Annotated in this window: 23 protein-coding genes and 1 pseudogene; 4 read left to right on the top strand and 20 right to left on the bottom strand. The window is 66.8% G+C overall.

Annotated features, from left to right (window positions below; all coding sequences use genetic code 11):
* Nucleotides 1-18: 18 nt before the first annotated feature.
* The 5 genes from GVY39_RS09735 to rplN all read right to left on the bottom strand — a co-directional run bounded on the left by GVY39_RS09735 (nt 19) and on the right by rplN (nt 3,413).
* Nucleotides 19-1,572, bottom strand: a complete 1,554-nt coding sequence (locus tag GVY39_RS09735; RefSeq protein ID WP_159922794.1) for an acyl-CoA carboxylase subunit beta — start codon at nt 1,570-1,572, stop codon at nt 19-21.
* A 398-nt stretch (nt 1,573-1,970) separates the two neighbouring features.
* Complete coding sequence (locus GVY39_RS09730) at nt 1,971-2,156, bottom strand: type Z 30S ribosomal protein S14 (protein WP_014981705.1); 186 nt, start codon at nt 2,154-2,156, stop codon at nt 1,971-1,973.
* Nucleotides 2,157-2,160: 4 nt separating this feature from the next.
* Nucleotides 2,161-2,724 carry a 50S ribosomal protein L5 gene (gene rplE / locus GVY39_RS09725; protein ID WP_040864866.1) on the bottom strand — a complete coding sequence of 188 codons (564 nt, stop codon included), beginning with the start codon at nt 2,722-2,724 and terminating at the stop codon, nt 2,161-2,163.
* Between the two features lies 1 nt (nt 2,725).
* Complete coding sequence (rplX, locus tag GVY39_RS09720) at nt 2,726-3,043, bottom strand: 50S ribosomal protein L24 (protein WP_040864865.1); 318 nt, start codon at nt 3,041-3,043, stop codon at nt 2,726-2,728.
* A gap of 1 nt (nt 3,044) precedes the next feature.
* The gene (gene rplN / locus GVY39_RS09715) at nt 3,045-3,413 is read right to left on the bottom strand and encodes a 50S ribosomal protein L14 (protein WP_039795505.1); all 369 of its coding nucleotides are present in this window, start codon (nt 3,411-3,413) and stop codon (nt 3,045-3,047) included.
* A gap of 362 nt (nt 3,414-3,775) precedes the next feature.
* Between rplN and GVY39_RS09710 the strand changes: the two genes are divergently transcribed.
* Nucleotides 3,776-5,824 carry a M13 family metallopeptidase gene (locus GVY39_RS09710; RefSeq protein WP_236565372.1) on the top strand — a complete coding sequence of 683 codons (2,049 nt, stop codon included), beginning with the start codon at nt 3,776-3,778 and terminating at the stop codon, nt 5,822-5,824.
* 627 nt (nt 5,825-6,451) lie between these two features.
* Here the strand turns inward: GVY39_RS09710 and GVY39_RS35240 are convergent.
* Both GVY39_RS35240 and GVY39_RS09705 read right to left on the bottom strand, forming a co-directional pair.
* Nucleotides 6,452-6,583 (bottom strand): annotated as a pseudogene (locus GVY39_RS35240) (hypothetical protein); the annotation flags it as partial.
* A gap of 141 nt (nt 6,584-6,724) precedes the next feature.
* On the bottom strand, nt 6,725-7,387 hold the full coding sequence (locus GVY39_RS09705; protein ID WP_159922792.1) for a TetR/AcrR family transcriptional regulator: 663 nt from the start codon (nt 7,385-7,387) through the stop codon (nt 6,725-6,727).
* A gap of 205 nt (nt 7,388-7,592) precedes the next feature.
* Between GVY39_RS09705 and GVY39_RS09700 the strand changes: the two genes are divergently transcribed.
* Together GVY39_RS09700 and GVY39_RS09695 are read left to right on the top strand one after the other, a co-directional pair.
* Nucleotides 7,593-7,982: a cupin gene (locus GVY39_RS09700; RefSeq protein WP_159922790.1), complete on the top strand. Its 390-nt coding sequence runs from the start codon at nt 7,593-7,595 to the stop codon at nt 7,980-7,982.
* 113 nt (nt 7,983-8,095) lie between these two features.
* The gene (locus GVY39_RS09695) at nt 8,096-8,536 is read left to right on the top strand and encodes a nuclear transport factor 2 family protein (protein WP_236565371.1); all 441 of its coding nucleotides are present in this window, start codon (nt 8,096-8,098) and stop codon (nt 8,534-8,536) included.
* 257 nt (nt 8,537-8,793) lie between these two features.
* Here GVY39_RS09695 and GVY39_RS09690 read toward each other — a convergent pair whose 3' ends face one another.
* Nucleotides 8,794-9,411: a DUF6545 domain-containing protein gene (locus GVY39_RS09690; RefSeq protein WP_159922788.1), complete on the bottom strand. Its 618-nt coding sequence runs from the start codon at nt 9,409-9,411 to the stop codon at nt 8,794-8,796.
* Between the two features lie 476 nt (nt 9,412-9,887).
* Here GVY39_RS09690 and GVY39_RS09685 point away from each other — a divergent pair, with 476 nt between their 5' ends.
* Nucleotides 9,888-10,310, top strand: coding sequence for a hypothetical protein (locus GVY39_RS09685; RefSeq protein WP_201295191.1), 423 nt, complete (start codon nt 9,888-9,890; stop codon nt 10,308-10,310).
* 326 nt (nt 10,311-10,636) lie between these two features.
* On the opposite strand, the gene GVY39_RS09680 is transcribed toward GVY39_RS09685, so the two are convergent.
* The 12 genes from GVY39_RS09680 to GVY39_RS09625 form a co-directional block, all read right to left on the bottom strand.
* Entirely contained in the window at nt 10,637-11,767 is a 1,131-nt protein-coding gene (locus GVY39_RS09680; protein WP_159922786.1) for an MAB_1171c family putative transporter, read from the bottom strand.
* A gap of 92 nt (nt 11,768-11,859) precedes the next feature.
* Nucleotides 11,860-12,291 (bottom strand): ATP-binding cassette domain-containing protein, encoded by a 432-nt coding sequence (locus GVY39_RS35235; RefSeq protein WP_159922784.1) that lies wholly within the window; start codon nt 12,289-12,291, stop codon nt 11,860-11,862.
* Nucleotides 12,292-12,393: 102 nt separating this feature from the next.
* On the bottom strand, nt 12,394-14,034 hold the full coding sequence (locus GVY39_RS09670) for a long-chain-fatty-acid--CoA ligase (protein WP_159922782.1): 1,641 nt from the start codon (nt 14,032-14,034) through the stop codon (nt 12,394-12,396).
* A 106-nt stretch (nt 14,035-14,140) separates the two neighbouring features.
* Nucleotides 14,141-15,421, bottom strand: coding sequence for a wax ester/triacylglycerol synthase domain-containing protein (locus GVY39_RS09665; protein ID WP_159922780.1), 1,281 nt, complete (start codon nt 15,419-15,421; stop codon nt 14,141-14,143).
* Nucleotides 15,418-16,569, bottom strand: a complete 1,152-nt coding sequence (locus tag GVY39_RS09660; RefSeq protein WP_159922778.1) for an acyl-CoA dehydrogenase family protein — start codon at nt 16,567-16,569, stop codon at nt 15,418-15,420. Before GVY39_RS09660 ends, GVY39_RS09665 begins: the two co-directional genes overlap by 4 nt.
* Nucleotides 16,566-17,972 (bottom strand): condensation domain-containing protein, encoded by a 1,407-nt coding sequence (locus tag GVY39_RS09655; RefSeq protein WP_236565370.1) that lies wholly within the window; start codon nt 17,970-17,972, stop codon nt 16,566-16,568. The genes GVY39_RS09660 and GVY39_RS09655 overlap by 4 nt, the downstream gene beginning before the upstream one ends.
* A 19-nt stretch (nt 17,973-17,991) precedes the next feature.
* A complete protein-coding gene (locus GVY39_RS09650; protein ID WP_159922776.1) occupies nt 17,992-21,477 on the bottom strand; it encodes a non-ribosomal peptide synthetase in 3,486 nt (1,161 codons plus the stop codon).
* 106 nt (nt 21,478-21,583) lie between these two features.
* A complete protein-coding gene (locus GVY39_RS09645) occupies nt 21,584-23,050 on the bottom strand; it encodes a condensation domain-containing protein (RefSeq protein ID WP_159922774.1) in 1,467 nt (488 codons plus the stop codon).
* Nucleotides 23,047-23,463, bottom strand: a complete 417-nt coding sequence (locus tag GVY39_RS09640) for a hypothetical protein (RefSeq protein WP_159922772.1) — start codon at nt 23,461-23,463, stop codon at nt 23,047-23,049. The genes GVY39_RS09645 and GVY39_RS09640 overlap by 4 nt, the downstream gene beginning before the upstream one ends.
* Nucleotides 23,464-23,468: 5 nt before the next feature.
* On the bottom strand, nt 23,469-23,762 hold the full coding sequence (locus GVY39_RS09635) for an acyl carrier protein (protein ID WP_255466141.1): 294 nt from the start codon (nt 23,760-23,762) through the stop codon (nt 23,469-23,471).
* Between the two features lie 32 nt (nt 23,763-23,794).
* Complete coding sequence (locus GVY39_RS09630; protein ID WP_159922768.1) at nt 23,795-25,168, bottom strand: lysine N(6)-hydroxylase/L-ornithine N(5)-oxygenase family protein; 1,374 nt, start codon at nt 25,166-25,168, stop codon at nt 23,795-23,797.
* Entirely contained in the window at nt 25,161-26,705 is a 1,545-nt protein-coding gene (locus GVY39_RS09625; RefSeq protein ID WP_236565369.1) for a pyridoxal-dependent decarboxylase, read from the bottom strand. Before GVY39_RS09625 ends, GVY39_RS09630 begins: the two co-directional genes overlap by 8 nt.
* Nucleotides 26,706-26,797 lie beyond the last annotated feature (92 nt).

Genomic DNA, 26,797 nt, shown 5'->3' with positions numbered 1-26,797 from the left:
CGAGAGGCGGCGGGAAGATCACATCGGGTACACCGGGTGCTTGCGCGGGTTGAACTCCGGCTTGACCGGCGGCTTGTCCCGCAACAGGCGCAGCGCGTTCCGGATCTCCAGACGGGTACGCGCCGGTTCGATGACCGCGTCGATGTAGCCGCGTTCGGCGGCGATCCACGGGGTGGCGATCGTCTCGTTGTACTGGTTGATCATGAACTCGCGCGCCGCTGCCCGATGCTCCTCCGGCACCGCCGCCAATTGCCGCTTGCCGATGAGGTCGACCGCGCTGTCGGCGCCGATCACAGCGATCCGGGCCGTCGGCCAGGCGAAACTGATATCGGCGCCTACCTGTCGGGCCGCCATCATGCCGTAGGCGCCACCGTAAGACTTGCGCACGACCAGGTTGATGATCGGGACCGTCGCCTCGATGATCGCACGCGGGACCCGCCCGCCGCGGATGATCACGCCGTTGGCTTCCTGCTCGAGGCCCGGCAGCACGCCCGGGGTGTCCGCGACGAACACCAGCGGGATATTGAACGCGTCGCAGAGCCGGATGAAGTAGGTCGACTTGTCCGAGCAGGCGGCGTCGATGGAACCACCCAGCACCAACGGCTGGTTGGCGATCACACCGACCGGAGAGCCGTCGACCCTGGCGAACCCGGTGATCAGATTCGGTGCGAACGCGGCGCGGATTTCGTGGAATTCACCATCGTCGAAGATCCGCAGCAGGATTTCGTGCATGTCGTAACCGGCGCGATCGGAATCCGGGATGATCGTGTCGAGCTCCCGATCGGTAGCAGTGATCTCCGGCTCCAGGCCGGGGTTCACGATCGGCGGGTGCTCGAGACAACTCGTCGGCATGTAGCTGAGGTAATTGCGCGCCCACTCGTAGGCTTCCTGCTCGGTGTCGGCCACGTGATGCAGGGTGCCGCGTTTGGCCTGCACCTCGGCGCCACCGAGCTCCTCAGCGGTGACGTCCTCACCGTTGACGGCTTTGATCACCTCCGGCCCGGTGACAAACATGTAGGAATCCCTGGTGCCGATGAGCACGTCGGTGTTGATCGGCCCGTACACCGAACCCGCCGCACACTTGCCGAGAATGATCGACACCTGTGGCACATATCCGGACAGTTTCTCCAACACTCGGGAAATATCACCGAACGAAGCGATCGAACCCACCGCGTCCTGGATACGCGCGCCGCCGGAATCATTGATCGTCACTACCGGGCATGCGTTGTCGAACGCGAGTTGCAGGGCCCGCATGAATTTGCGGGCGGACGTGATACCGACCGACCCGCCGTACACGGTCTGATCGTGGGCGATCACCACCACCGGACGGCCGCCGATCAGGCCGCGACCGGTGACCAGCCCGTCACCGTAGAGAGCATCCGGTCGGTCGGGCTGACGAGCCAACGCACCGGTCTCGATGAACGTCCCGCGGTCGAGCAGCATGTCCACGCGCTGGCGAACGCTCGGAACGCCCTTCTTCTCCCGCTTGGCGGCACCGGCCTCACCCGCCGGTTCCGCAGCGATCGTCAGGATCTCGAGCAGTTCATCGAGCTTCGCCTCGGTACCTGTCACGCTCGCCGCCACCTTTCGAACCAACTGTTGCGCCCCCGCGACGTTAAGCGCTATCGACACAAAACGTGTCATCGAACTGGATATCCGGGACAAATCACAGCCGGGGTCGGCCACACATCAGATCCTCGACAGTCAGAGGAACGAAGGATTGGCAAGACGCCGTTCCATGGCGGTGATCGCCTCAGGCGACTCGAAGGCACGGACGCGGCGGCCGACGGTGAGCCGGCGCAGGATTCCACCTTCGGTCGAACACTCCACGGCGGCGTTCGCGGCGGGAACCGCGTCCGATCAGTGTTGCCGCGGTGCAAGCGCCTCCATGAAAGGCGAGGGCACGGACTCAATGTGAGTCCGTGCCCTCGGTGTCTTGCTATCCGGGTGCGCTCACGAGGAGCGCGAGCTCACCAGGAGCTCTTGTGCACACCCGGCAGCTCGCCCCGGTGCGCCATCTCGCGCAGGCAGACGCGGCAGAGGCCGAACTTGCGGTAGACCGCGTGCGGGCGACCGCACCGCTGGCAGCGGGTGTAGGCGCGGACCGCAAACTTGGGCTTGGCGTTGGCCTTGTTGACCAGTGCTTTCTTTGCCATGTGCTCAGTTCTCCTTGAACGGGAAGCCGAGGTGCTTGAGCAGGGCACGGCCTTCTTCGTTGTTGGTCGCGGTGGTCACCACGGTGATGTCCATACCACGCGGACGGTCGATGCGGTCCACGTCGATCTCGTGGAACATCGACTGCTCGCTCAGGCCGAACGTGTAGTTGCCGTTACCGTCGAACTGCTTCGGCGACAGGCCGCGGAAGTCGCGGATACGGGGCAGCGCGATGGAGACCAGGCGGTCGAGGAACTCCCACATCCGGTCGCCGCGCAGGGTGACCTTGGCGCCGATCGGCATGCCCTCACGCAGCTTGAACTGCGCGATGGACTTGGTCGCCTTGCGGATCTGCGGCTTCTGGCCGGTGATCAGGGCCAGGTCCTCAACGGCGCCGTTGATCAGCTTCGCGTCGCGGGCGGCGTCGCCGACACCCATGTTGACGACGACCTTCACCACGCCCGGGATCTGCATCACGTTGGCGTAGCCGAATTCCTTGTTCAGCGCGTCCTTGATCTCTTCGCGGTAGCGCTGCTTCAGCCGGGGCTGCACTTTTTCCGTCGTGGTCATATCAGATGTCCTTCCCGTTCTTACGGGAGATCCGGACCCGCTTGCCGCTCTCCTCGTCGGTCCGGTAGCCGATACGGGCCGGCTTGCCGTCGGAGTCGACGACCATCACGTTCGAGACGTGGATGGGGGCTTCCTGGGTCACGATGCCGCCCGAGGAGGCGCCGCGCTGGTTGGCGGAGTTCGCGACGTGCTTCTTGATCCGGTTCACGCCCTCGACGAGGACCCGGTTCTCCTTGGGGTAGGCCTGGATGACCTTGCCCTTGGCGCCCTTGTCCTTGCCCGAGATGACGAGCACGGTGTCACCCTTGTGCACCTTCATGTCAGAGCACCTCCGGAGCCAGCGACACGATCTTCATGAACTTCTTGTCGCGCAGTTCGCGGCCGACCGGGCCGAAGATGCGAGTGCCGCGCGGGTCGTTGTCCGCCTTGATGAGCACGGCCGCGTTCTCATCGAACTTGATGTAGGAACCATCCGGACGACGGCGCTCCTTGGTGGTGCGCACGACGACGGCCTTGACGACGTCACCCCGCTTCACGTTGCCGCCGGGGATGGCGTCCTTCACGGTAGCGACGATGATGTCGCCGATACCGGCATAGCGACGCGACGAACCGCCGAGAACGCGGATGCAGAGAATCTCCTTCGCACCCGTGTTGTCGGCGACGCGCAGTCGCGACTCCTGCTGAATCACTTCAGCGTCCTCCTTGACCTGGACGTATGTGCACGCCGGATTGCCGACCCGACGGGCATGGTCGGTTGCCCTCCGGACGCGCGCCTGCCAGCGGTTTTCTCGGTTCGAGCAAGAAACGCGGAACCAACCACTGGGGGTTCACTGCCGGATTGCGGGCACAGCTCCCGCAGGCAACCGGTCTAGTGTATGGGAATCCGCAGGTCGTTCCCAAATCGGGGGCGCGACCGGGCAGCCCGCAGGCCACACACACAACGGCGCCCGTGCCCGAATCCGGGCTGGACCGGCGCCGCGCCGGTAGCCTCGTGTCCTGCAAGGCTGCCTTCGTACATCTGCGGCAACGCCGCGTCGGGGAGAGGATTCTCGTGACATCTACCGGTCGTCCAGGGAAGCTGGATCGTCGTGCCTTCCTGATCGCACTCGGAGCGGTGCCCGCCGCCGCCGCGCTGGTCGCGTGCTCGAACGAGGCCGAGCCCGCGAGCCGGACGCTCACCGGCGTCGATCTCGCCGGAGCGGACGAGACGATCCGGCCGCAGGACGACCTGTACCGGCACGTCAACGGGAAGTGGCTGCGGGAATACCAGCTGCCGCCGGACAAGGTCGCCTTCGGCTCCACGAGCGAGGCGGCCGAGCGCACACAGCAGCAGCTGCGGGAGATCATCGACGGTATCCGGGATCCGGAGCCCGGCTCGGAAGCGCAGCAGATCAAGGACCTCTACGACGCGCGCCTGGACTGGGACGAGATCGAACGGCTCGGCGTCACCCCGCTGGCGGCGTTGTTCGCCAAGATCGACGGAGCCGCCACCAAGCCGGACTTGGCGAAGGTGATGGCCGAATTGCCGATCGGCGGGCTGATCGGGCTCGGCATCGGCGTCGACCGGAAGAATTCCGACGCCTACATCCCCTCCGTCGGCCAATCCGGCCTCGGACTCGGCGAGCAGTACTACCGGAAGCCGGAGTACGGCGAGGTGCTCGCGCAGTACCGAACCTTCCTCGAGCGCATCGCGGCGGGCGCGGGGTTGGCCGATCCGGCCGGAATCGCCCAGCGGGTGTTCGACCTGGAGAAGCGGATCGCATCCGCGCACTGGGACAACGTGCGCAACCGCGACACCGACGCGACCTACAACTTGTACAGCTGGGCCGATATGACCGCGCTCGCCCCGGGCTTCGACTGGGATCCGTGGCTGGCCGGGAACACCGACCGCCCGCGCGAGCTGTTCGCGACGATGGTGGTCAACCAGCCGTCCTTCATCACGGCGGCGGGCCAGTTGTGGACCGAGGTGGATATCGCGACGTGGCGGGACTACCTCCGGCTGTACGTGCTGCGGGAGTTCGCCCCCTACCTTCCCAAGGCCATCAACGACGCCAACTTCGATTTCAAGGGCAAGGTGCTCAACGGGCAGGACGAGCGCCCGGAACGCTGGAAGTACGGCGTCGGGATCGTCGACGACAAGCTCGGCGAGCAGCTCGGGAAACTGTACGTGGCCGAGCACTTCCCGCCCGACGCCAAGGAGCGGGCCAAGGAGATGCTGGCCGACGTGATCGCCGCATACCGGGAGAACTTCACCAATTCGACCTGGATGTCGCCCGCGACCAGGACGGCGTCGCTGGAGAAGCTGGACAAGATCGATCCCAAGATCGGCTACCCGGACAAGTGGGTCGACTACTCCAAGCTGAAGATCACCAAGGGCAAGCTGATCGAGTCCTTGCTCGCCATCAACGACTTCGAGGTCAAGCGAGCGTTCGCGCGCCTTGGCACCCCGGTCGACAAGACCGAATGGGGCATGTCGCCGCAAACGGTGAACGCGTACTACTCGGCGACCTCCAATCAGATCGTCTTCCCGGCCGCCTATCTCCAGCCGCCCTTCTTCGACAAAGACGCCCTGCCCGCGGTCAATTTCGGCGCTGTCGGGTCGACCATCGGACACGAGATCGGTCACGGCTTCGACGACCAGGGTTCCAAGTACGACGGGGACGGCAATCGCCGCGACTGGTGGACACCCGAGGACCGCGCCGCGTTCGACGCCAAGGCCAAGCAACTGGTCGAGCAGTACAACGTGCTGGTCCCGGAGGGCCTCGAGCCGAGTCAGCACGTCAACGGCGAGCTCACCGTCGGTGAGAACCTCGCCGATGTCCGTGGGCTGCAGATCACGCTGGCCGCCTTCCGCATCGCGGAGAAACGCCGCGGTATCGACAACCCCGACTACCGCACCATGTTCCTGTCCTGGGCCCGCAGCTGGCGGGAGAAGCAGACCAAGGAACTGACGGTCCGCTACCTCGCCGCCGACACCCACTCCCCCGCGGAATTCCGCTGCAACCAGGTCGTCCGGAACCTCGCGGAGTTCTACGAGACTTTCGAGGTGAAGGAAGGCGACAAGCTGTTCCTGCCGGCCGATCAGCGCGTCACCTTCTGATTCAAAGGCGCGGCAGCCGCGGGCGCGGGGCGAACCCGCGCCCAGCGGGATGCCGGCCGGCGGCCCGGACGAATTCGCGGCGCCGCACGGCTCTGGACCGACGTCCGGAACCCGGGCCGTCGGAACCGGTTCTCGGTCCCCGGCGCGCATGAGCTCGAGCGTCGGTCCAGCGGACCACCCGACGTCGGCCGACATGCCGCGTGCGGCGGTCGCGATCAATTCGGCTGCCTGCCGTCGACCACGCCGACCCACGTGCTTGTCGAGTTCGACGGCTAGCGCGGCGGGTGGGATTCCCCTGCGCAGCGCCGCGTGCAGCGTTGCCAGCGCGTCCATCCGGGGCAGTGTGCGAGCGAGGTCGACGGCGGTACGGACGGCGTTGGTGGCGACGGTCCCGCGCACCAGTTCCAACTCCGCCGGATCGACTCGCTCGCGATGCACGACGAGCCGACGCGAGCGCGAGGCCAGTATGCCGAGCACGTCGGTCGGCCGATTGTCCAAGACGGCGAACCCGTGCAGTTCGGCGGCGGTGTGGTAGGCGGCAACCAGGGATTCCAGCCCCAAGGACAACCGCGCGGCCTCGACCCGCAGGCCGGGTGACGCCGGGGTAGCCGCCTCGCGGTACACCCCACGGAATACCCGCACCCACTCACCACTATCGATCCGGGCGCGCAGTTCGGCGCGGCTGTACTCGAGCTGTATCTGCATCGCGGTGAACACCCCGAACTGCTTGTCCCGCAATTGCTCCAAGCCTGGTCGCATACGCCGAGCATGCCTCGCGGCCCAACCACGAGATCGTGACCCACCAGCTGATTTCCCAACCCTGTGCACAACCGTCACAGGTGTGGACAACTCGGCGAACGCAGTGGAACGGCAGCGCGGGAGCTCTCGACAGGGCGCCGCTCACGGAGTGCGGAGCAGACCTTCGATGAGGGCGTCGAGTCCGAGTTCGTAGGTGTCCCGGGCGGCGAGCGACAAGTAGTCGGTACCGAGGGCGGCCAGGCGGGGGTAGGTCTCGGCGTCGAGATCGGCGAAGACCTGCGCGCGGAAAGTGGGCCGATCCTCGGCGGCCCGGCGGGCGGATCGAGCCCGCACGATGAGATCGCCCGCGGTGTAGTGCCAGATGGCCCGATACGCCAGGACGGCGCGGTCCAGCGGCAGGCCGGCAGCCACGAACCCGTCCACTATCGACTCGCTGACCCACAGCGCCGAGACACCGAAAAGATCGTCGGCAGCGAGGATTTCGACGATCCAGGCCCGGACGGCGAGGACGTCGTGCATGGCGCGGGCCGCGGTGCGGACGCGCTCCCTGGGGTGCTCCGGCAGTGGCGGCCACACCACCTGGTCCGCATAGTCGTCGAGCAGCAACCGGAGCAGGTCTTCCTTGTCGCGGACGTGGTGGTAGAGCGCCATCGGCGTGCAACCGAGTTCGGTGGCCAGGCGGCGCATGGTCAGCTTCTCCACACCCTCGGCATCGATCACCGCGTTGGCCGCCGCGACGATCTCCGCCCGCGAGATACGCGCAGGTCGGCCGGTGCGCTGGGGCTGCGACGACGAGCTCGGCATCAGTCCATCATCGTCCATGCCCGGCACCGGGTGTGGACAAGGGCGGCATATCCGGTTAGTTTCTATACATGTATAAAAACTCGACCGGGCGGCCTGCCGTCGCTTCGACCGCGCAGCGTGCGAGCCCAGTGCGAACCGCCGGTGGGCTTTCGACAGGCGTCGCACCGACGAGAAGTACTCGCAAATCGCAACGAGAGGACGCACAATGACCCACGCACCGATCGATATGTTCGGCCGCGCCATTCATTTCGACCCGGACGGCCGGGTAGCGGCCGGTGAACGGCGGATGAGCACCGGTGAGGGAGCTTGGCAACTCGCGACCTTCCACGTCGAATCAGACGCCGATGTGCACGCCGACCACTGGGAGATCCATCCTGGGAGCGACGAGGCGGTGTGCTGTCTGACCGGCGCGCTGCGCCTCTACCTGCGGCCGGAGCGCCCCGGCGACGACGAGTCGATGGTCCGCCTCACCGCGGCCACCGCCTTCGTGGTTCCCCGAAACCGCTGGCATCGCATCGAATTGGACGAACCCTCCGACATCATGTCGATCGGCCTGCGTCACGGCACTCGCCAAGAGCGCGTAGCAGCCGGCTGACCCGCGGCGCACCGGTTCCCGCACACGGCCGATACGTGGGCGGGAATCGGACTGTGCAGCGCGACGTCCGATAACCGCCGGACCCGCGATAGGCCGACCGCGAGACTGGCGACATGACGCGGATTACCAGCGACCCGATGACCGTGCTGACCGGAATGTACGATGCCGAGGCGAAATACCTGGGCGCAGGCGGCCCCGGCGCCGCCTCGTTCGACCTGCTCGCCCCGTTCTTCTCCCCTACCGTGGTGCTCCATCAGGCCGAGAGCCTGCCGTACGGCGGGACCTGGCGGGGTCACGACGGCATGGAACGCTTCTTTCTCGCGATGAGCAACACCTGGGAGAAGTTCGACCTGCTCGATCAACGATTCCTGGCGACCGGCGACGCCACGGTGGTACACACCGAAGTGCACGCGCGAGCACGCGCGACGGGCCAGGAACTCTCCTTCGGGATCCTGCAGACGATCACCTTCGCCGACGGCCGGATCGCCGAGGTGTACCCGTTCTACTGGGACACCGCGGCGATCGCGGCTGCATGTGGAGTGCTGGACTCGTAGCCAACGGCCGCGACACTTTCGACCATTCGTGGGCGAGAGTTCGAGCAGATAACGCAACTCCGCCGCACGATCGCGAGGCTCCTGGACAGCGCCTCGACCGGGGAAGGCAGCTGCCGGTGCGTTGCCTGCACGCTTCGCTCGCACGGCTCGAGCCAATCGGCGCGCGTAACCGCGCACGTCGGTCTCGATCGTGACGGGCGAAGCAGGTTCGGAAACATACGGTTTCAGGTGCAGTAGTGCGTCTCAGATTTCGACGGTCATCCGGTGCTGCCGCGAGTCCGAGTCCATGGCGTCGACCGAGCGTCGCGAAGGACAACCTCCGGCACGGCGGCGGTCAGGTCGTACCACAGTGGACGCAGGCGACGGCAGGTGCGTCCGGTCCGATCCCATCCTGTCCGTGCCGGCAGTACGGTGACCAGGGGCGTACCGGTCAAGAGCGTGAGCATGAATTGCATGAGGTAGACCACGACAGCCGCCGCTGTGCCCGATTCTCTCGGCGGTGTGCCGGCCAGTGCGCGGCCGATCATGATCACGAACGAGGCCGACCAGTAGATCGAGAACGCGAATAATAAGTCGATCCCGAACGCTCCCCGGACGGCCGGCGTGCCGAGTATCAGCGAGATGGCGATGGCGGCAGATATCGAATCGTATTGGCGCTGACGGCGGCGCGCGCTCCCCGGATCGGCGCCGTCGAGCAGCCGGGCCATCCCGTAGAAACTGGCAATCCCCATCAGCGCAGCGCCGAGGTATAGCGACCGCCCGAGGTCGGGACGATGCAACTCGACCGCGGCCTGATACAGCGGGATAGCAACAACATCCCAGCTCCACGTACGGTTGATCAGCCGATCGGTGCTCGTCTCGTTCACCAGAGCCACCGCCCCACGGTCATGAGGGCGACGAAGACGACGACCGACAGCACCACCGAAACAGCGTTCATCGCGCTCGAGATCAGGTTCCATGGCGGTGCGGGTGCAGCCGCCGACCAAGCGCGGTGTGTTCGATCGGCAACGCGCGAGCCGCGCAACGCAGGGTATGGACCGTCGGATGGCGACTCGCGAGCCCGATACATCGGAAGTGCCGCAACCAGCGCTCAGCGGATGTCGGATCCGACCCCCGGCCGCGCGGGCTTTCGGCCATTCTCGCGCGAGTTCCAGCAACTGCCGCAATTCGTGGCACGGTCACGGCCAGGCAGGTGCGAGACATCCCGGACAGGGGAACCGGCTGCTCGGTGATCCCGGACAGGGTCGAAGCGATTCTTCCCCGGAACCTAAAATAGGTTAGCCTTGGCTGACCAGCCGGTCGCTATAGGTGCGAAACCAGATTGTCTAATCGGCTAGCGGAGGTCAGCGGTTTGCCCGCCATCACAAGTACCCACCCGACCAACTACACGGTGCGCGACGGTGGGCGCGATCTCTATACCATCCGGTCGTATGGCGAGCCACCGGCTCGTCCCTCGACGAGTCTGCCTGCGTGGTCGGCCACGCTGTCGAAGTTCGCCGTGCTCCGGCGGGACTCCGAGGGATTCGTGCTCGAACATCCGACTTCTTGGTGCGTGCTGCGCATCCACGACCCGCGCCTGCTCGCTCTGCTGGACGGTCTCGGAGCAGCGGATTCGGCTGTGCCGATCGGCGTCAAGGCACAGTTCGCCGACGACCTGCACTGGGGCGGGTTCTTCGTCGCGGATTCCGATCCCGAAGAGTACACGCAGGACCTGACCGTCCGTCGTGGATGTCGGTGCACCAGTTCGGCCTCCAGCTCGCACGACATCGGGTAGTGCGTTTCCCCGCAAGTCGATGAGACTGCGGGCCGACAGTTGCCCCGGTTCGCACGGTCGGCTCCCAATGGCCCGCCCGAACGCCTGAGACAGCGATCGAGCGGTGGCCCCGGCCGAAGCCACCGCCCCACGGTCGCGAGGGCGACGCAGACGACGACCGGCAGCACGACCGAGCCGGAATAGCGTTCATCGCGCTCGGCAGTAGGCTGTCCGGCGCTCCGAGCCCGCGATGCGATATTTGGTCTCGGCTGGGCATCGGATCCCAGTGCGGGCACTAGTATCCGCCCGATCGAAGCGGTCCTGCCGACCCGGAGATGACGGACGACTCAGCCGAACCTGCGGTTGAGATGGTTGGGACTCGACTGGCTGTCGACACTCTGCTCCCCACCAACTTTCGACCATTCACGGGCGAGCTCGAGAAGATACCGCAATTCCGCGGCTCGATCGCGAGGCTCGGATTGTGCCGCACTGCGACCGGCCGGGTCAATGGCCGGTGCGTCGCCGGCGCGCTTCGCTCGCACGGCACACGCCAGCCGGAGTGCGTCGCCGCGCACGTCGTTGTTGATCTCGGCAGAAGTGATGTGCCCAGGTGATTCCGGCAGGTACGGCTTCAAGTGCAGCAGTGCATCCCGAATCTCGACGGTCATCCGGTACAACCGGGAGGACGAATCATGCCGAAACGAATTATCCAATACCAGAACGACTTCCGGCACAGCAGCGGTCAAATCTCGCCACAGCGATTGCAGGCTGCGGCAGATGCGACTGGACCGATCCCACCCTGCCCGCGCGAGCAGCACGGTCACCAGCGGGATCGCGGTCAACAGGGTCACCGCCAAGAGCATGAGGAAGGCCAGGATTCCCCAGGCACTCCCCGGCTCGCTGGGCGGCGTACCGGCGAGCGAACGTAGGACCATGATCGCCGAGCCGACCGCCCAGTAGGCCGAGATCGCCAGCAACACCGCATAGGTGAACCTTTCCCTGGTCGAGGAACTCGCGGCGCGCAACTCGCGGACACAGGCACGGCCGAACAGAAGACCGCCATAGATCGCCGGAAGTGCCGACAGCGTCCAGACGACTTCGGCATAGTCGAACTGCAACACTGCGTGGACAGCCGGTGTGCCCAATACCACGGAAACACCGACGGCGGCGAATGCCGCATCGTATCGGCGCTGACGCCGGTAAGCAGTCTCCACGTCAGCACCGCCGACGAGCCGGGCGAGCCCAAGGAAACTGGCGACTGACATCATGCCAACGCCGAGGTACAGGCGCCGCGCAAGGTCGGGATGCTGCAAGGCAAAGACGATTTGGTACAGCAGGAGCGCGACCAGAATCGAGCTCCACGTTCTGTTGATCAGTCGATCGGCGATCGTCTCGTTGACGAAAAGCCACCGGCCCACCGTCATCAACCCAAGGCAGACGACAACCGGCAGCACCACCGAAACCGGCACCGCGTTCATCCTGGTCGACAGTAGGTCGTCGAGCGGAGTACGGCCACCTCGAGCGCAGAGCGACGTCGCCCTATACCCATTCTCCTCGCGGCGATTCCGGCCTACAGTGCTGCTCCACCAGGTCGAGAGCCGACGGTACGAGGAGGCACATGCGCTTGCCGACCGAGCGGCGCGCTACCCCCTCGAGTCCCACCCGATCGAGCGCTAGGCCGACATTCGGTGCGGCACGCCACCCAGCCGAGCCTGCTAGAGCAGATGCTGTTCGACGGTGTGCTTGGGGTTGCGGGAGAATGCACCGAGATCGAAACCGATCTCGCGGATCGTGTCCTGGAATTCCAGCAGCCCGTTCCGTTGATGACGACCGAGCCGGAACCGGCCTGCGTGAGACCGGCGACCATGCGCGTGACCGTAGTCTTGCCCGCACCGTTGGGCCCGAGCAGATAGGTGATCGAGCCCGCTCCGGCCTCGAAGCTGACATCGTCTACGGCGACGTTCTCGCCGAAGCGTTTGGAAACGCCGCGAACGCTGATCATGAGAGAAATCCTGTGAGTATTGCTGAGGATGCCACACGACGCAGCGACTCTCCGTGTGACCGTGGCGTTACCGAAGAGTCGCTGCGGGTGATTCGAGGTGGATCAGGCGGGGATCAGGCTCACCGCCGAGGAGCGGCGCAGCTTCCCGGACGGGGTTTTGGGCAGGGCGCCCTTGGGCACGACCGTGACCACCGCGGGCGCGATGCCCACGTCGTCGTAGACCGCACGGGCCACCTCTTTGCGGATGCGCTCGCTCTGGTCGGCGTCGGCCGCCAGATCCGATTCGGCGATGACGGCGATGCCTTCCCTGGCCATGTGGGGCAGCCGGACCGCCAGGGCCGCGACACTGCCGGGCCGCACACCGGAGACGACACCCGCCGCCCGCTCGACCACGGTGGGGGAGATATTGCGGCCGGCGACGATGATGACGTCCTTCTTGCGGCCGGACACCACGATCTCACCGGTGCCCGCGACGATGTAGCCGAGATCGCCGGTGGACAGCCAACCCTCGGCGTCGTTGGCCGAAACGTAGCCGTCGGGGCCGAGGTAGCGCTTGGCCACGGCCTCGCCGCGCACCAGGATGTCGCCGATATGATCGGCGGGCAGGGTGTAGCCGTGATCATCGACCACCTTCAGCTCGATCCCAGGGACCGGGACACCCAGCCGCATCATGGTGCGCGAGCGCGTGATCTCCTCGCGCCGCACGACACCGTCGGCCTCGACCCGCTCCGCGTCGATGACGTCCACCGTGTACCGCTCGGCAACGGCGGTGAACGACACCGCGAGCGTGGTCTCGGCCATGCCGTAGGCGGGCATCAGCGCTTCCGGACGGAAGCCGAACCGTGCGGCCTCGCCGACGAACTCCTCCAGCGTGCTCTCGTCGACGGCCTCCGCACCGTTGACCGCGACGCGCATGGACGATAGGTCGTAGGCGCCGTCGGCTGCGCGGCGAAACCGACGGGCGAGCAGAGAATAGGCGAAATTTGGTGCTGCGGTGAGTGTTCCACCGAATCGAGTGATGAGGTCCGCCCACGACAGCGGGTTCCCGAGAAAGCCGAGCGGTGTGATGATGACCGCGGTGACCTGCGCGAACATCGGCGTCAGCAACATGCCGACCATACCCATGTCGTGGTACAGGGGCAGCCAGCTCACGACCACCTCGTCCGCCGTGACTCCGGCCGCCGTGACCATCGCCACCTGGTTCTGATGCAGATTCGCGTACGAGATCGTGACCGCCTTCGGCACGCCCGTGGTGCCGGAGGTCAGTTGGAGGATCGCGATATCCTCCTCGTCGGTGGGCACATGCCGCAGCTCCTCGTACCGATCGGCCAGCTCGTTGATCGACACGAACGGAACACCGATATCCAAACCCCGCACCGCCTCGGCAAACGGCGCCCCGACCACCACAACGCGAGCGTTCAGCATCTCGATCACCGCGCGCGTATCCGCCACCCAGGTCTCGAGATTGGTGCGTGGGGTGGGCTGGTGCAGCATCGTGAAAGCCCCGCCGCGCATCCAGATTGCCTGCACGGTCACCGCGACGTCGCCGGGGGCACCCGCGAGGATGGCGACCGAGTCTCCCGGCCCCACACCGGCTTCGGCCAGACCGCCCGCGACCCGGCCCGCCACCGACCGCACCTGAGACCAGGATCGAAACGCCAGATCCGACGACTCGATACCGCTCCACAGGCCGTTCACTTCGGAAGCATGCTGCTCGAAAAGCAACTCGGTGATTCTGCTCATTGGTGTTCCATTTTCTTCCCGCACGCCGGTCGCGCAGCACGCACCGCGGCATCCAATCGGAGTCGGTTCCGGCTCTCCATTCCGTCGGCGCCGGGACACGGCCAGGTCATTCCGGTGTAGCTGTTTCGCGAAGCATCCGATCGAAATGCTCTACGAAGGTGTCGGCGTACCCCACCGCCAGTGCGGTGGGATCGGTAACAATGCCGAATGATGTCTTGCTGCCCAGGATCAGCACAGTCACGGACAGCGAATAGCCGGCCAGCGGTGAGAGCGGGGTCAATTCCGCGATCGGCTTTCCGAGCACAGCACGAATCCGTGAGAAACCGGGGTTCAACCCGATATGGATATCCGGGCTCATATGCGCCATGGCCGCAGCCGCGATCGCCCGCTGCACCGCCCACGGCAAGCCGGGCGCGGTGGCGGGGGCCGCGGTCGCGAGCTCGGGACGGCGCTGCTCGATGGTGGCCAGCTCCGACCGGGTCCGCTCGATCTGCCGAGCCAGATCGGTCTCATTGCCGAGCAGGTTGAGCGGGGAGACCAGTACCGCGTTGCCGGTGTGGCGGAAGGCCGGATCGTTGGTGACAGGCAGCGTCACCCGGATGAGTTCGGCCGGTGTCGTGGTGGCGGGCGGCGCGATGCTCACGGTGCGGCCGATCGCGGCGAGCACGAACTCGTGCACGGTCGCGCCGTTCTTCTTGGCGGCGCGGCGCAGGTCGCGCGTGGACGCGCTGTAAAGGGCGTACTCGCGTTTGCCGGTCTTGGTGAGCTTCGGCCAGCCGCGGCCGTTGCGGCCCGCGGCCCACTGCTCGTTGAACGCGGCCTTGGACTCTTTCAGCACCTCGGGGTCGATGGCCGGGGTGCGGAAACGCGGACTGGTCGCGAACCGCTCGAATTCGGTGAGTTCTTCCGGCGTGCCGTCGGCCAGCAGCGCGGCGAAGGCCGCACCCGCGATGCCGTCGGATACGGCGTGGTGCACGCGCAGCAGGAAGAACTGGGAGCCGTCACCCATGGGAGTGAACATGGTGATGTGCCACATCGGCTCCGGCCGCGGCAGCGGCATCTCCAGCAGGGTCGCCACCCGCTTGCGCAGATCGGCCTCGTCGGCGTAGTCGACTGCCGTGAGATGCCGGTCCAGATCAACCTTTTCCGCCAGCACCACCTGCGGCTTGCGCCAGCGCCCGTTCCGGATGCCCATGCGGAACAGCTCGAACAGCTCGCTGCGCTCACGCACCCGCTCGCGCACATCCGTGACCGCCAACTGCGGGCCGCCAGTCGCCAGCTCCAGCAGCATCGACCAGTGCATCGGCCGACTCCCGCTATCCAGGTGCAGGTAAGTGTGATCCGACGGCGTCAGCTCGGTGACGACGGACGTGATCTCGGTACTCATGGCTGTTCCACCTTCGCCATCATTTGCGCGTAGCGCTCGTTGTCGGGCTTCATGGCCGCCGCGACAAGCTCCCACAGCACCTCGTCGGCGCCGCCTCCGACGCGGGCCAGCTTCATGTCCCGGTACCAGCGTTCGAACGGCAAGCCGACTTGTAGATAGCCGATGCCGCCGAAGATGTGCAGGCACTCCGAGACCACTTCTTCGCCGAGTTTCGCGGCGGTCGCTTTCAGCGCGGCGGCCGTGCGCAGGTTGATCTTGCCTTCGGCGGCGACACCGGCCAGTGCGTAGCGCAGCAGGTCGACGCGCGATTGCAGATCCGCGATCCGCAGCCGCAACGCCTGGTGGTCGTAGAGGCGCTTGCCGAACTGGACACGGTCGTACATCCGGGCCAGGGTGACGCCGAGCATCACCTCACACGATGCGGCGATCTGACCCGCCACCGAATAGCGCTCATGGGCCAGGCCCCAGCTGATGACCGCGAGTCCGGTCGCAGGGCGCGCGATGAGTGCCTCTTCCGGGATCCAGGTGTCTATCGTCACCGGGGCGGTATCCAGCGGGCCCGCGCCCAGCTTCTCGTACGGTGTGCCGACCTGCACCTGCGAGGTGGGCACTGCCGCGAGGGCGACATTGCCCACATCGCCCGCCGAGCCGCTGGTGGCGCTGCGGGCAACGATCAAGATGTAGTCCGCGATCGGCGAGAGCGAGACGAACTTCTTGTGCCCCACCACCCGATAGCCGTCGCCTTCCGGCTCGATCATGGTCTTCGCGTTCTGCAAATCCGAGCCGCCCGATTCTTCGGAGGCGCCGATGCACAGCACCTTCTCCACGGCGATGCCCTCATCGGCGAGGTCGCGCAGGAAGTCGTTGCGCCCGAAGCGGCGCAGGATCGCGACCGCCGAATCGTGCAGGCTGACACCGACTCCGATGGCCGCCGAGCCAAGCGCGCCGAGCTGGTAGGCCAGCGCGAAGTGGTGTTCGAGCTCCGTGAGCTTGCGATTCTCCCACTTATGTGCGAACACCCCGGCGGCGCCCAGGTGCTCGAGCAGTCGGCGCGGAAACTTCTTGTCCAGCTCGGCCTGCTCGGTCCAGGCGACCACGCGGTCGTCGAACGCCTTGGCAAGTACTTCTTGATACGAAATGCCGGTCACTGTTCGAGCTCTCTGTCCTGTCCGTCCGCGGTCGCGTTCGCGAGGACCCGATCGAGATCCTCATGGATGCGTGTCACGGTCTGCTCATCGAAAAGATCGACCTGATAGGCGATCTGTACATCGGTATGGTCGGCGTGTAGGAACGCTTCCACGGTCAGCGGGAGCAGGGTGTATCCCTTCTCCGCGAGTTCCCAGGCGGTAGTGCAGCCTGGGAGCTGTGGGCCATCGATCTTCTGCTCCAGGAACAGCACCAGCGATTCGTACGGCCTGGCCGGTCCTCCGACCTGTCGCGCCGCCTCGGCGATGTGGTCGTAGGGAAATTCACGGTGGCCGAACGCGGCGTCCGTGACCGCGCGAACGTGCGCGACCAGATCGGCGAAGGAGACGTCGCCGGCGTCGATACGCAGCGCGATGGAATTGCTGAGATTGCCGATCAGCGATTCCATCCCGGATTCCTCGCGATTGGCGACCGCGGTGCCGATGACGATATCGCGCTGACCGGTGATCCGGTGCAGCGTCAGGTAGTACGCGGCGAGGAACACGGAGAACGCCGGAGTGCGCAGGGTCGTGCTCAGGGCGCGCAGATTGTTATCGGCCGTCGTGCTCAGCGTGCGATCGCAACGCCCGCTGCGTTCGGAGACAATATCCGGCTGCCGGTCGTAAGGCAGGCGCAGCGGTTCGACTCCGCCGAATTGCCGCTTCCAGAAACGGACATCGTCGGCGTGGTCGGTCTCGATGAACCGCTTCTGTTCCCACTCGGCGAAATCGGCGATCTGCAACGACAGCGGCGCGAAATCCAGTTCCGAACCCGGCCGTTCCCTCGCGCGCACATAGGCGCGTTCCAGATCCCGCGAGAGGACGGGCAGAGTCATACCGTCCCAGGCGATGTGCTGTAGCGCCATGACCACGGCGGTTCTCGGCTGTCCCGAATCGTCCGGCGGCAACTCCACGAAGGTCAGCCGCAGTGACGATTCGGCCGCGAGATCGAAGGGCTCGGTGACGGCAGCGGCCATCACGGCGCGCAACCGCGCGTCCGCCGCTGGCTCGTCACGCAGATCCAGCGACTCGACGCGCGGCGGCAGATCCTCGTGAATGCGTTGGTATGGCGTGCCATCCGGGTCCGCGTGATAGGTAGTGCGGAGCACTTCGTGCCTGCGGACCAGGGCGAGAAACGCGCGGCGCAACGCGGGCGCGTCCACTTCGCCGGTGAAAGTGAAGGCGAGGCAGAGATTGTGGGCCGTGCTTTCCGGTGTTTGCCGCTGATACGCCCACACAGTGCGCTGGGCGAACGACAGCGGTGCCCGGCCCGGATCGCGCCGGGTCGCCACGCCGGCCGCGACCGAGATGCCCACAGCGCTCAGTCGGGCCCGCATGGCGGCCTGAAGGTCCTCTAATGACGCCACGTCGATCGTCCCTCGCCGATCAGACTCGCGCCGTGGCCAGGTCGGCCGACGGGTCGGGAATTCCAGTGACCTCCAACAGGATTTTTGCCACCTGGGTGAGCCGGCCCGGCACCTGCTGGCGTTCGACGAGCCGGGCCGCGAAACCGCGCACCGTCTTCGCGCCGAACACATCGGTGACGCCCACGCCGTCGACGGCCAGCAGGCCGCGTACGTTCGCCACGAATGTGGTGGCCAGGATCGAGTTGGCGCCCGCATCGAAGAAGTCGGTGGTCACGCCGATCCGCTCGATGTCGAGCACCTGCGCGGCGATGTAGGCGACCGCTGCCTCCAGCGCGGTCTCCGGCGCCACGTACTCGACCTCGGCACGACCCTGGGCCGCACGCTCGAGCACCGCGCGGATGGCTGCGCGGTCGATCTTGCCGTTGCTGGTGAGCGGCACCTGCTCCAGGAAGTAAAGGACGTCGGGGACCATGTACTCCGGCAGCAGCTCGGCCAGGGCGGCGGCCACCGCGACGGTGTCGACCGCCTGCCCGGACTCGGCGCGCACCGCGGCCAAGCTCAGCCGTCCGGAGACGACTGCCGCCACCGCCTCGCCGACCTCGGGCAGGGTCTTGGCGGCGGCCTCCACCTCACCCAGTTCGACGCGGTAGCCACGGATCTTCACCTGATGGTCGGCCCGGCCGAGGAAGTCGATGGTGCCGCCGGGCAGATAGCGTGCCAGATCGCCGGTGCGGTACCAGCGGATGTCGTTCGCCATGACGAACCGGTCGGCGGTGCGCTCGGGATCGCCGCGGTAGCCGTCGGCCACGCTGACGCCGCCGATCCACAGCTCACCGGTGACCCAGTCGGGAGCGTCCTCACCGCGCTCGTTCACCACGCGGCAGTGCACACCGGACAGTGGGCGGCCGTACGGTACGGCGGTCCACTCGGCGGGGAACTCGTCGGTGACCTCATACATGGTGGAGTGGATCGCGGTTTCGGTGGTGCCGCCCAGACCGGCAAAGCGCAGTCCGGGAACCTGAGCCCGGATCCGGGCAGCCACCCCCGCATCCACGCGGTCGCCGCCCGTGATCACCACGCGCAGGGTGCGCAACTGCTCGGCGGTTGCGGAATCGAGCAGCATGCCGATCAGGCCGGGCGCGCAGTTGAGCACCGAAACCCGGTGCGCCGCGATGAGTTCCGCCCAGGACGCGGCGTCACGCACCTTGCCGGCGTCGATGCAGACCACCGCGCCGCCGAGCGCGAGCGGGCTGAACATGTCGAACACCGACAGGTCGAACTCCAACGCCGACAGGCCGATGGTGCGGTCGTCGGCGTGCAGCGCGAATTCCTCGGCGATCGCATCGATGGTATTGGCCGCCGCGCGGTGGCTGACCTCGACACCCTTCGGTTCGCCGGTGGACCCGGAGGTGAACAGCACGTAGGCGAGGGCGTCGGGAGCAGGCACCACGGCCCGCTCGGCGGGCGGGCCGGAGACGGACTCGTCGAAGACGATCCGCTCGATATCCTCGGGCACGTCGACCGCCGCACCGGTGATCACGGCACGAACAAGGCCGCGCGCGAGGATTCGGTCGCGGCGGGCGACCGGCTGATCGGTGCCAACCGGCAGGTACACCGCGCCCGCAGCGAGGACGCCGAGCACGGAGATCACCTGCTGATGACCCTTGTGCACGATAACGGCGACGGTGTCGCCATGATTCACGCCCGCGGTGGTCAGCGCCTTCGCCAGCGACAGGGCCTGCTCGGCGACCGCGCCGTAGGTCAGTTCCTCGCCCTGCGACGTCACGATGGCGACGCGCTCCGGCTGACATGCCGCGCGCTCGAAGAAAGTCGCGTGCAGGCTGCGTGGCGCGATGGACGCCGACGTGGTTTCCACTGCCCCCCGCGCGGATAGCTGCTCTGCGGGCAACGCGATGGACAGCGGTGCGTTCCAGTCGGCATCAGGCGCCAGCAGGCTGTCGAGCAGCACCCGGAACTCGGCGAACATCGACTCCATGACGCCCTCGGGCAGGGCGTCGCGGCGGGTGTCCCAGTTCACCAGCAGTCCGCCGCCGACCTCGGCCACCTGGGCGTCCAGATCGACCTGCGGACCCTGCGACAGGATCCACACCGGGCTGCCGAACAGTCGCGTCACGCGCTCGGAGAACAGCTCACCGAGCCCGAGGCCGGAGGTGAACACCACCGACGGCGTCACCGCCGAGCCGTGCAGCTTGCCCAAATCGCGCAGCACGTCGAGACCTTCGTAGGTCGCGTTCGCGGCACAGCTGTGCAGTTCGCGCTGCAGGCGGCGAGCGCGCGCCAGCAGCGATTCGCTCTCGCGCGCGTCGACGTCAACCAGCACCGAGTTGGTGAAATCGCCGACTACCTGGTCGATCTCGTCGTGCACCGGCTCCCGGCTGAACAGTGGCAGATTCAGCAGGAACCGCTGCCGCGCCGACCAGCGCGCGATCACCTCGGAGAACACCGAAGCGAGCGTCACCGCAGGGGTGAGGCCATGGCCGTGGGCCAGGGCGTACAGTCGCGTCTTACCTTCCGGCTCGAGCCAGTGATGGAAGCGCACGCTGCGCGACGGGTCGGCGCGACGGACTTCCGGGATAGTCGGCAGTTCGGCGGTTCCGGGTAGGCTCGGCAGCTTCTCGGTCCACCACTGACGAGCGGCCTCGTGCTCGTCGGCCGGAATGCGGGCGCCGCGCTCGGCCAGGTACTGACGGAAGCTGTAGCCGACCGGCGGCAGCGCCGCGTCGGACTCGTAGGCAGCGGCGAGATCGTCGAGGATGCGCCGGTAGCTCATGGCGTCGGCGGCGAGCATGTCGACGTCCAGGTGCAGGCGGTGCTTACCGCCGGGCAGCAGGGTGAGCACGAACTCGACCACCCGGCCCGCGGCCACGTCCAGCAGCTGGTGGCTCATCCGGTCGCGCATGCGCTCGAGTTCGGCGTCCGCGTCGGCGTCGGCGCGCAGGTCCACCACGCGGTACACCGACTGCGGCGGCTGCGTCAGGATGCGCTGCCCGCCGGCCTCGCCGAAGGCGGCCCGCAGCTGGTCGTGCCGCGAGACTACCCGTGCGACAGCGCGTTCCAGGCGATCGGGATCAGCGCCCGCGCCGTCGAACTCGACGTATAGGTGCGCCGCGACACCGCCGAGGGCCTGCCCGGACTGGCGTCCGACCCAGTAGGCGTGCTGCATGGTGGCCAGCGCGAATTCGTCGTCCTCGGTACCCGTGGTGTCCTCGGTGAGCGGCGCGGAGTCGGCTGGAACTGGCGCGGGGTCGGCCGGGGCGGCGGGCTCACCACCGGACAGCAGCCCGGCCCAGGCCTCGATCGTCGGTTCCAGCGCCAGTTGCGAACTCTGCACCCGGTAACCCTGACGACGCCATGTGCCGGAAAGCTTCATCAGCAGCATGGAGTGCAGGCCCAGGCGGACCAGATCGTCACTGTCGCCAATGGAGTCACCGGGAACACCCAGTAAGGCCGCGACATCAGCACGTAGCTGGTCTTTCGAAATCACGTGACTCCCTACGATCAGACCTTTAGTTAGGCTAGGCTTGCCTAGCTTAGCATGAGGATATCTCGGTTCGGCGTGACCCAGGCGGGCCCGCGTGGGCCGCCGATGTCTACGCGCCTGCCGCGGCACGGAGCGTGCCGAACAGGTCCGAGAGCGGCAGATCCAGCGCATCCGGCACACGCGCGACAAGTTCGGCGACCACCTGCGCGGCGCGCTGTGCATACGCCTCGTGGAGGATGTCGGTCCGGTACTCGACCTCGAGCCGCACCTGCTCGTCCTCGGCGATCTCGAACGCCAGCGCCAGTGGATAGTGCACGACGCCCTTGAAGACGGTCTCGCAGGTCACGCGCGCGCCGCCGGGAATCGGGACGCCACGCAGCGGGGTGTTCTTCACCAGAGCCATCACCTCGGCAACCGGGAAACGCCTGCCGTCGCTGCGCAGTGCGGTGAGAATCGGGCCGTAGTCGACGGAGGAGAATTCCATCGACCCGTAGACCGTCGAGACCGCGTCGCGAAGCGCGTCCTTCGTGCTCGCCGCCGGATCGAAGGTGAAGCGCATGGGCACCACGTTGCCGCAATAGCCGACCTTGTCGGCCGCATCGCCCGGCTGCCGGTTGTCGGCGGGCACCAGCAGCACATAGTCGTCGGCGCCGGTCAGAGCGGCGATACTCAGCGCGGACACGACGATGAATACCGCATGGGGCGTCGCGCCGATCTCACGGGCGACGCCGGCGAGCGCGGCGACATCGGCGGGATCGATCGGGCGGGTGAGATATGCCCCCGGCCCCTCCCCCATCACCGACAACCAGCTCTCTTCGGGAGTGGTCTCAGGCAACCTGCCCGACAGCGGATAGCGAATGCCCTCGGCCGCCCAGGTCCGCACCGCGTGCCGCACGGCGCGGTCCAGCGCGGCGACCGGACGTGCGGGCGCCTGCGGCGCGGACGGCGCAGCAGCCTCGGCCGAACCCGCACGCGCCACCAGCTCACCGAGAATCGGGGACAACGCGGTCTCATCACCGGCCAAGTGGTGCAGCACCAGCACCATGGCGACGCCGCCGTTCTTGCCCGCGTAGGCGCGCGCGCGAATGGGCGGGTCCTGTCGAAGCCGGAACGACGCAGTCGACAGCGCCACGGCGGCGGCACGGACGTTCTGCTCGTGCGAGCCCCCCTCGGCGGCCTCCTCGGATTCGGGCATCGAGCCCCACTCCCAAACCTCGCCCGGGACGACCCAGCGACCGTCCCAGCGTTTCGGCTCGCGTCGCACAACGCCGTCGTCGCCGACGACGATGACCGAACCGAGCACCTCGGAGGCGTTGACCAGCCGCTCGTACGAGGCGACGACCTCGTCCAAAGTGTAGGAGTCGTCGAATTGCAGCAGAACGCCGTAGTTGTGCGAGATGGATGACGGGTCCAGCTCGTAGATCTTCCACATCCGTCGCTCGGCGATGCCGAGGCCGCCGTCCGACGGTTCGGGCCGCGTGGGCTCGGCGCCGGCCGCGCTCTGATCGCCCGCGATGCCCGCTTCGGCGAGCCGCCGTCGCATGAGTTCCATTTGCGCGTCAGTCAGTACGTTCATGTTTCTCCTAGCCGTGGAGGGCGGGGCGGAACTTTCGGGCGCACCCGCCCGCGAGCACGATCCGCGCGATGAATGCCCGAAGTCCACCGCACGGCAACGGTTGGTCCGCCGTTTCGCCCGGCCTGCCGGGCTGTGCTCGGAATCAGTAGTCGAACTGCGGGTCGCCCGCGCAATCGACGTTCTGGCAGAACGCCCCAGTCGAACGTCTGACTGAACGACATGGCCTGCTCGACGACGGGGCGCACCTTGTCGCCGCCGTAACTGACCTCGACCTTCCGATCGATGGAGATGTTCGGGTTGTAGAACGCCGCGTACAACCGCTCCAGCTTCTCCAGCGAGGGGACCTCGTCACGGACGTAGAGGTCCGCCGCGGTGGCGTCGCGTATCGAGATGTCCGGCGGCCGGTGGGCCAAGCGCACTACTGCGCAACGCTGCCCGCTTTCGAGCGAATGAGGTCTTCCAGATCGCCCACCGAGGCGGCCTCTGACATCTCCCGCTCGGTCAGCTGCACGCCGAGCCGCTCCTCGATGGCGACGACGCCGATGGCGAACGCCACCGAGTCGATGCCAAGATCCTCGACCAGCAGCGAGGACCGGCTGATGTCGGCGAGCGGGAGGTCGAGATCTTCTTCCAGAATGCTGTTCAGCGTGTCACGGATGTGGTCGGACATCAGGTACTCCTCAGAGACGAAACGATTGTTCTGCCGAGGCATGGCCCCGGAAAGCGCACCACCCGGGTGCATGGTCATCGGCGTGCGGGCGCATGGTCCGGGAATCGCTGGACCCCAGCGCCAGTGGGTGTGTCCTCTTCGAACACCTCCTCGTCCGTCACACCGAAGCTGGTGAACGCGGTATTGCGCTGCAGGCGGTACACCTCACGACCGAGCACGGAGTTGAGGATCTTCGCGTTGCGGACCGCGCCGATGTCCAGGTTGGGCGCAGAGACACCGACGGCATGCGCCTCGGCATTGGCCACGAAGATCCGGCCGGACAACGCCTCATCGGCGGCAACAGCGTGGTTGGACTCGATAACCAGGCGGTCGCGAGAATCACGCCGCAACCGGTCGGCGACCGGGGCGAGGAAATCGGTCTTGCGCTGTGTGTACCCGGTGGCCGCGATGACGAGGTCCGCGGTGTGCGCCAGCGATGAACCGGTGTCCAGATGCCGTCCGCGGATGCGCAACCGGCCATCGGCCAGCGTGTCGAGGCCCTCGACCGCGACACCGTTGCGCAACTGCACCGGCAGCAGCTTCTCCAGCAGCCGGCGACGGTAGAGCAGATCGTGCAGGCGTGCCAGGGTCTCGCTGGAGATACCCTTATGGAACTGCCAGTGTCCCGCCCGCACCTGATCGCGCGTCTCCTCCGGCAGGCTGTGGAAATAATCCATGTAGGCCGGGGTGGTCATTTCCAGCGACAGCTTGGTGAAGTCCAGCGGAGCGAACCACGGAGTGCGGGTCCACCACTGCACCGCGGGACCGCCCCGCAGGTTGGCCTCGAGCAGATCGATGACGATCTCGGCGCCGGACTGGCCGGAGCCGATCACGGTGACCGAATCAGCCTGGTGCGCGGCATCCTGATGGAAAAGGTACTGCGAGCTGTGCACCAACGCGGGTGAGGCGGTCAAGAGTTCGCGAGGGATTGCCGGTTCTGTGCCCACACCCACCACCACGTGGCCGGCGTGGATCACCGAGGCGTTGCCGTCACTGGTCACCGACACCTCGAAGTGCTGCGCCTGCTCGTCCCAGCGCACCGCCTCGACCGTCGTGGAGAACCGCAGCGACGAGAGCTTGCCGACCGCCCACAGCAAGTACGCCTCGTACTCGCGCCTGGTCGGGAAGAAGTCCTCGCGCACCAGGAACGGGTACAGCCGGTCGACGTCGGCCAGGTAGGCGAGAAACGACATCGGATGCGTCGGATCGACCAGGGTGACCAGATCGGACAGGAAACTGACCTGGAGCTTGGCCTCCTCGAACATGAGGCCGGGATGCCAGCGGAACTCCTCGATGGAGTCGACCACCAGCACCTCGACATCGTCGACCGTCGAGGCCATGGCCGCCAGGCCGATATTGAACGGACCACATCCGATCGCCAGGATGTCGACCTTCTGGACTTCACTCAAGGATCTTCACCATCTCGTCGCGATCGCTGCGCAAGCCTTCCGACTCCACTTCCAGGCCCATGCGCAGAAGTTCATCGAACAACAAATCAATGTCCTGCTCGGTCGATTCGGGGTTGAGCAGAGTGAGTTTCAGGCAGGTGCGCGGCGCACCCTCGCCGTGCACCCGCACCTGGGTGCGCCCGATCAGCGCCTTGCCGGAGCGGATCAGGCGGCGCCGCAGTTCGCCGTTCACCTGGTCCAAATCCAGATCCTCGCAGCGGTAGCGGAACACCACCGTGGTCAGGGTTACCGGCGCCACCAACTCGAGCTGGAGCTCGGTGCCGATCCGGCGCTCGGCGAAGCGGGCCAGCTCATGGCAGGTGTCGAGCATCTCGCCCAACCCATCGCGGCCGTAGGCCAGAAAGGTCGCGGCCACCTTGAGCACATCCGGACGGCGGGTGGTCTGAAGAGTCTGGCCGAGCAGACCGCCGAAACCGGCTTCTACGTCGTCGTCGGGGTTGAGGTACGCGACCGAGCGATTCAGCGAGGCGAAGCGCTCCTGATCCGCAAGCAGGAGCACGCTGGCGGCGGCCGGCTGCCAGCCGACCTTGTGCAGATCCAGCGTCACCGAATCGGCGCGTTCGATACCGGTCAGCAGACCGGACAACTTGTCGGAGAACAGCGATCCGAAGCCGTAGGCCGCGTCGACGTGAAACCACACCTTGTGCCGGGCAGTGATCTCGGCGATTTCGGGCAGCGGGTCGATCGAGCCGAAGTCGGTAGTGCCCGCGGTGGCGACGACCGCCACCGGGGTGTGGCTCTCGGCGAGTTCGGTCAGCAGCTGATCGAGGGCTTCCGGGATCATCCGGTGCTCGGAGTCGACCGGCACCGGGCTCGTCGCCGCTTCACCGAGACCCAGCGTGGCGCACGCGCGGTGGATCGAGAAATGCGCCACCCGCGAGCACAGCACCACCGGACGGGGCAGCGCGCTCACGCCGTTCTGCCGGATATCGATGCCGAGCTGTGCCGCACCGTAGTCACGAGCGATCAGCAGCGCCAGCAGATTGGAGTAGGACCCGCCGGGACCGAAGACACCACCGGCGGTCTCGGGCAGGCCGACCAGCCGGGCCAGCGCGCTGACGGTCCACTTCTCGATGGCCAGCGTGGCCGGGCCGGAGTCGTAGGTGTCCAGCGAGGCATTGGTGGCGCTGGCCAGCGCGTCGGCGACCACCGCGACGGTCAGCGGCGGCGGCTGTAGGTGCGCCGCGCACAGCTTGTGGGTCAGGTCCAGGCCGTAGGCGGCGATCAGATCGGCCAGCTGCGCCAATGCGGCCGATTCGCCCACCCCGGTATCCGGAATGCGCTCGGGCCCCAGCGCTTCCGCGACGACGTCGAGCACCTCGGCAGGATCACCGGATGGCAGCGGCGACCGATGGTGACGGCTCTCCTGGACCGCCGCGGCCAGCTGTGCGAGTCCGCCACCTGCGGCGGTCCAACCGTCGCCCGGATCGGCGAACTTCGATGACCTCCCCCAAGGGGAGGTGGATTCATGTAACACTGAAAGCCCCGCTACGTTGAATGACTTCGAGAACGAACTTGTTTTCGGCCGAGATGGTCGGCGCGCGCGAGCCTTGTCGCGGCGACCGCACA

It is taken from the genome of Nocardia sp. CY15 (assembly GCF_009829295.1).
Taxonomy (GTDB): domain Bacteria; phylum Actinomycetota; class Actinomycetes; order Mycobacteriales; family Mycobacteriaceae; genus Nocardia; species Nocardia sputi.
The sequence above is the reverse complement of the archived record's forward strand: the minus strand, read 5'-3'. Positions and strand labels throughout refer to the sequence as shown.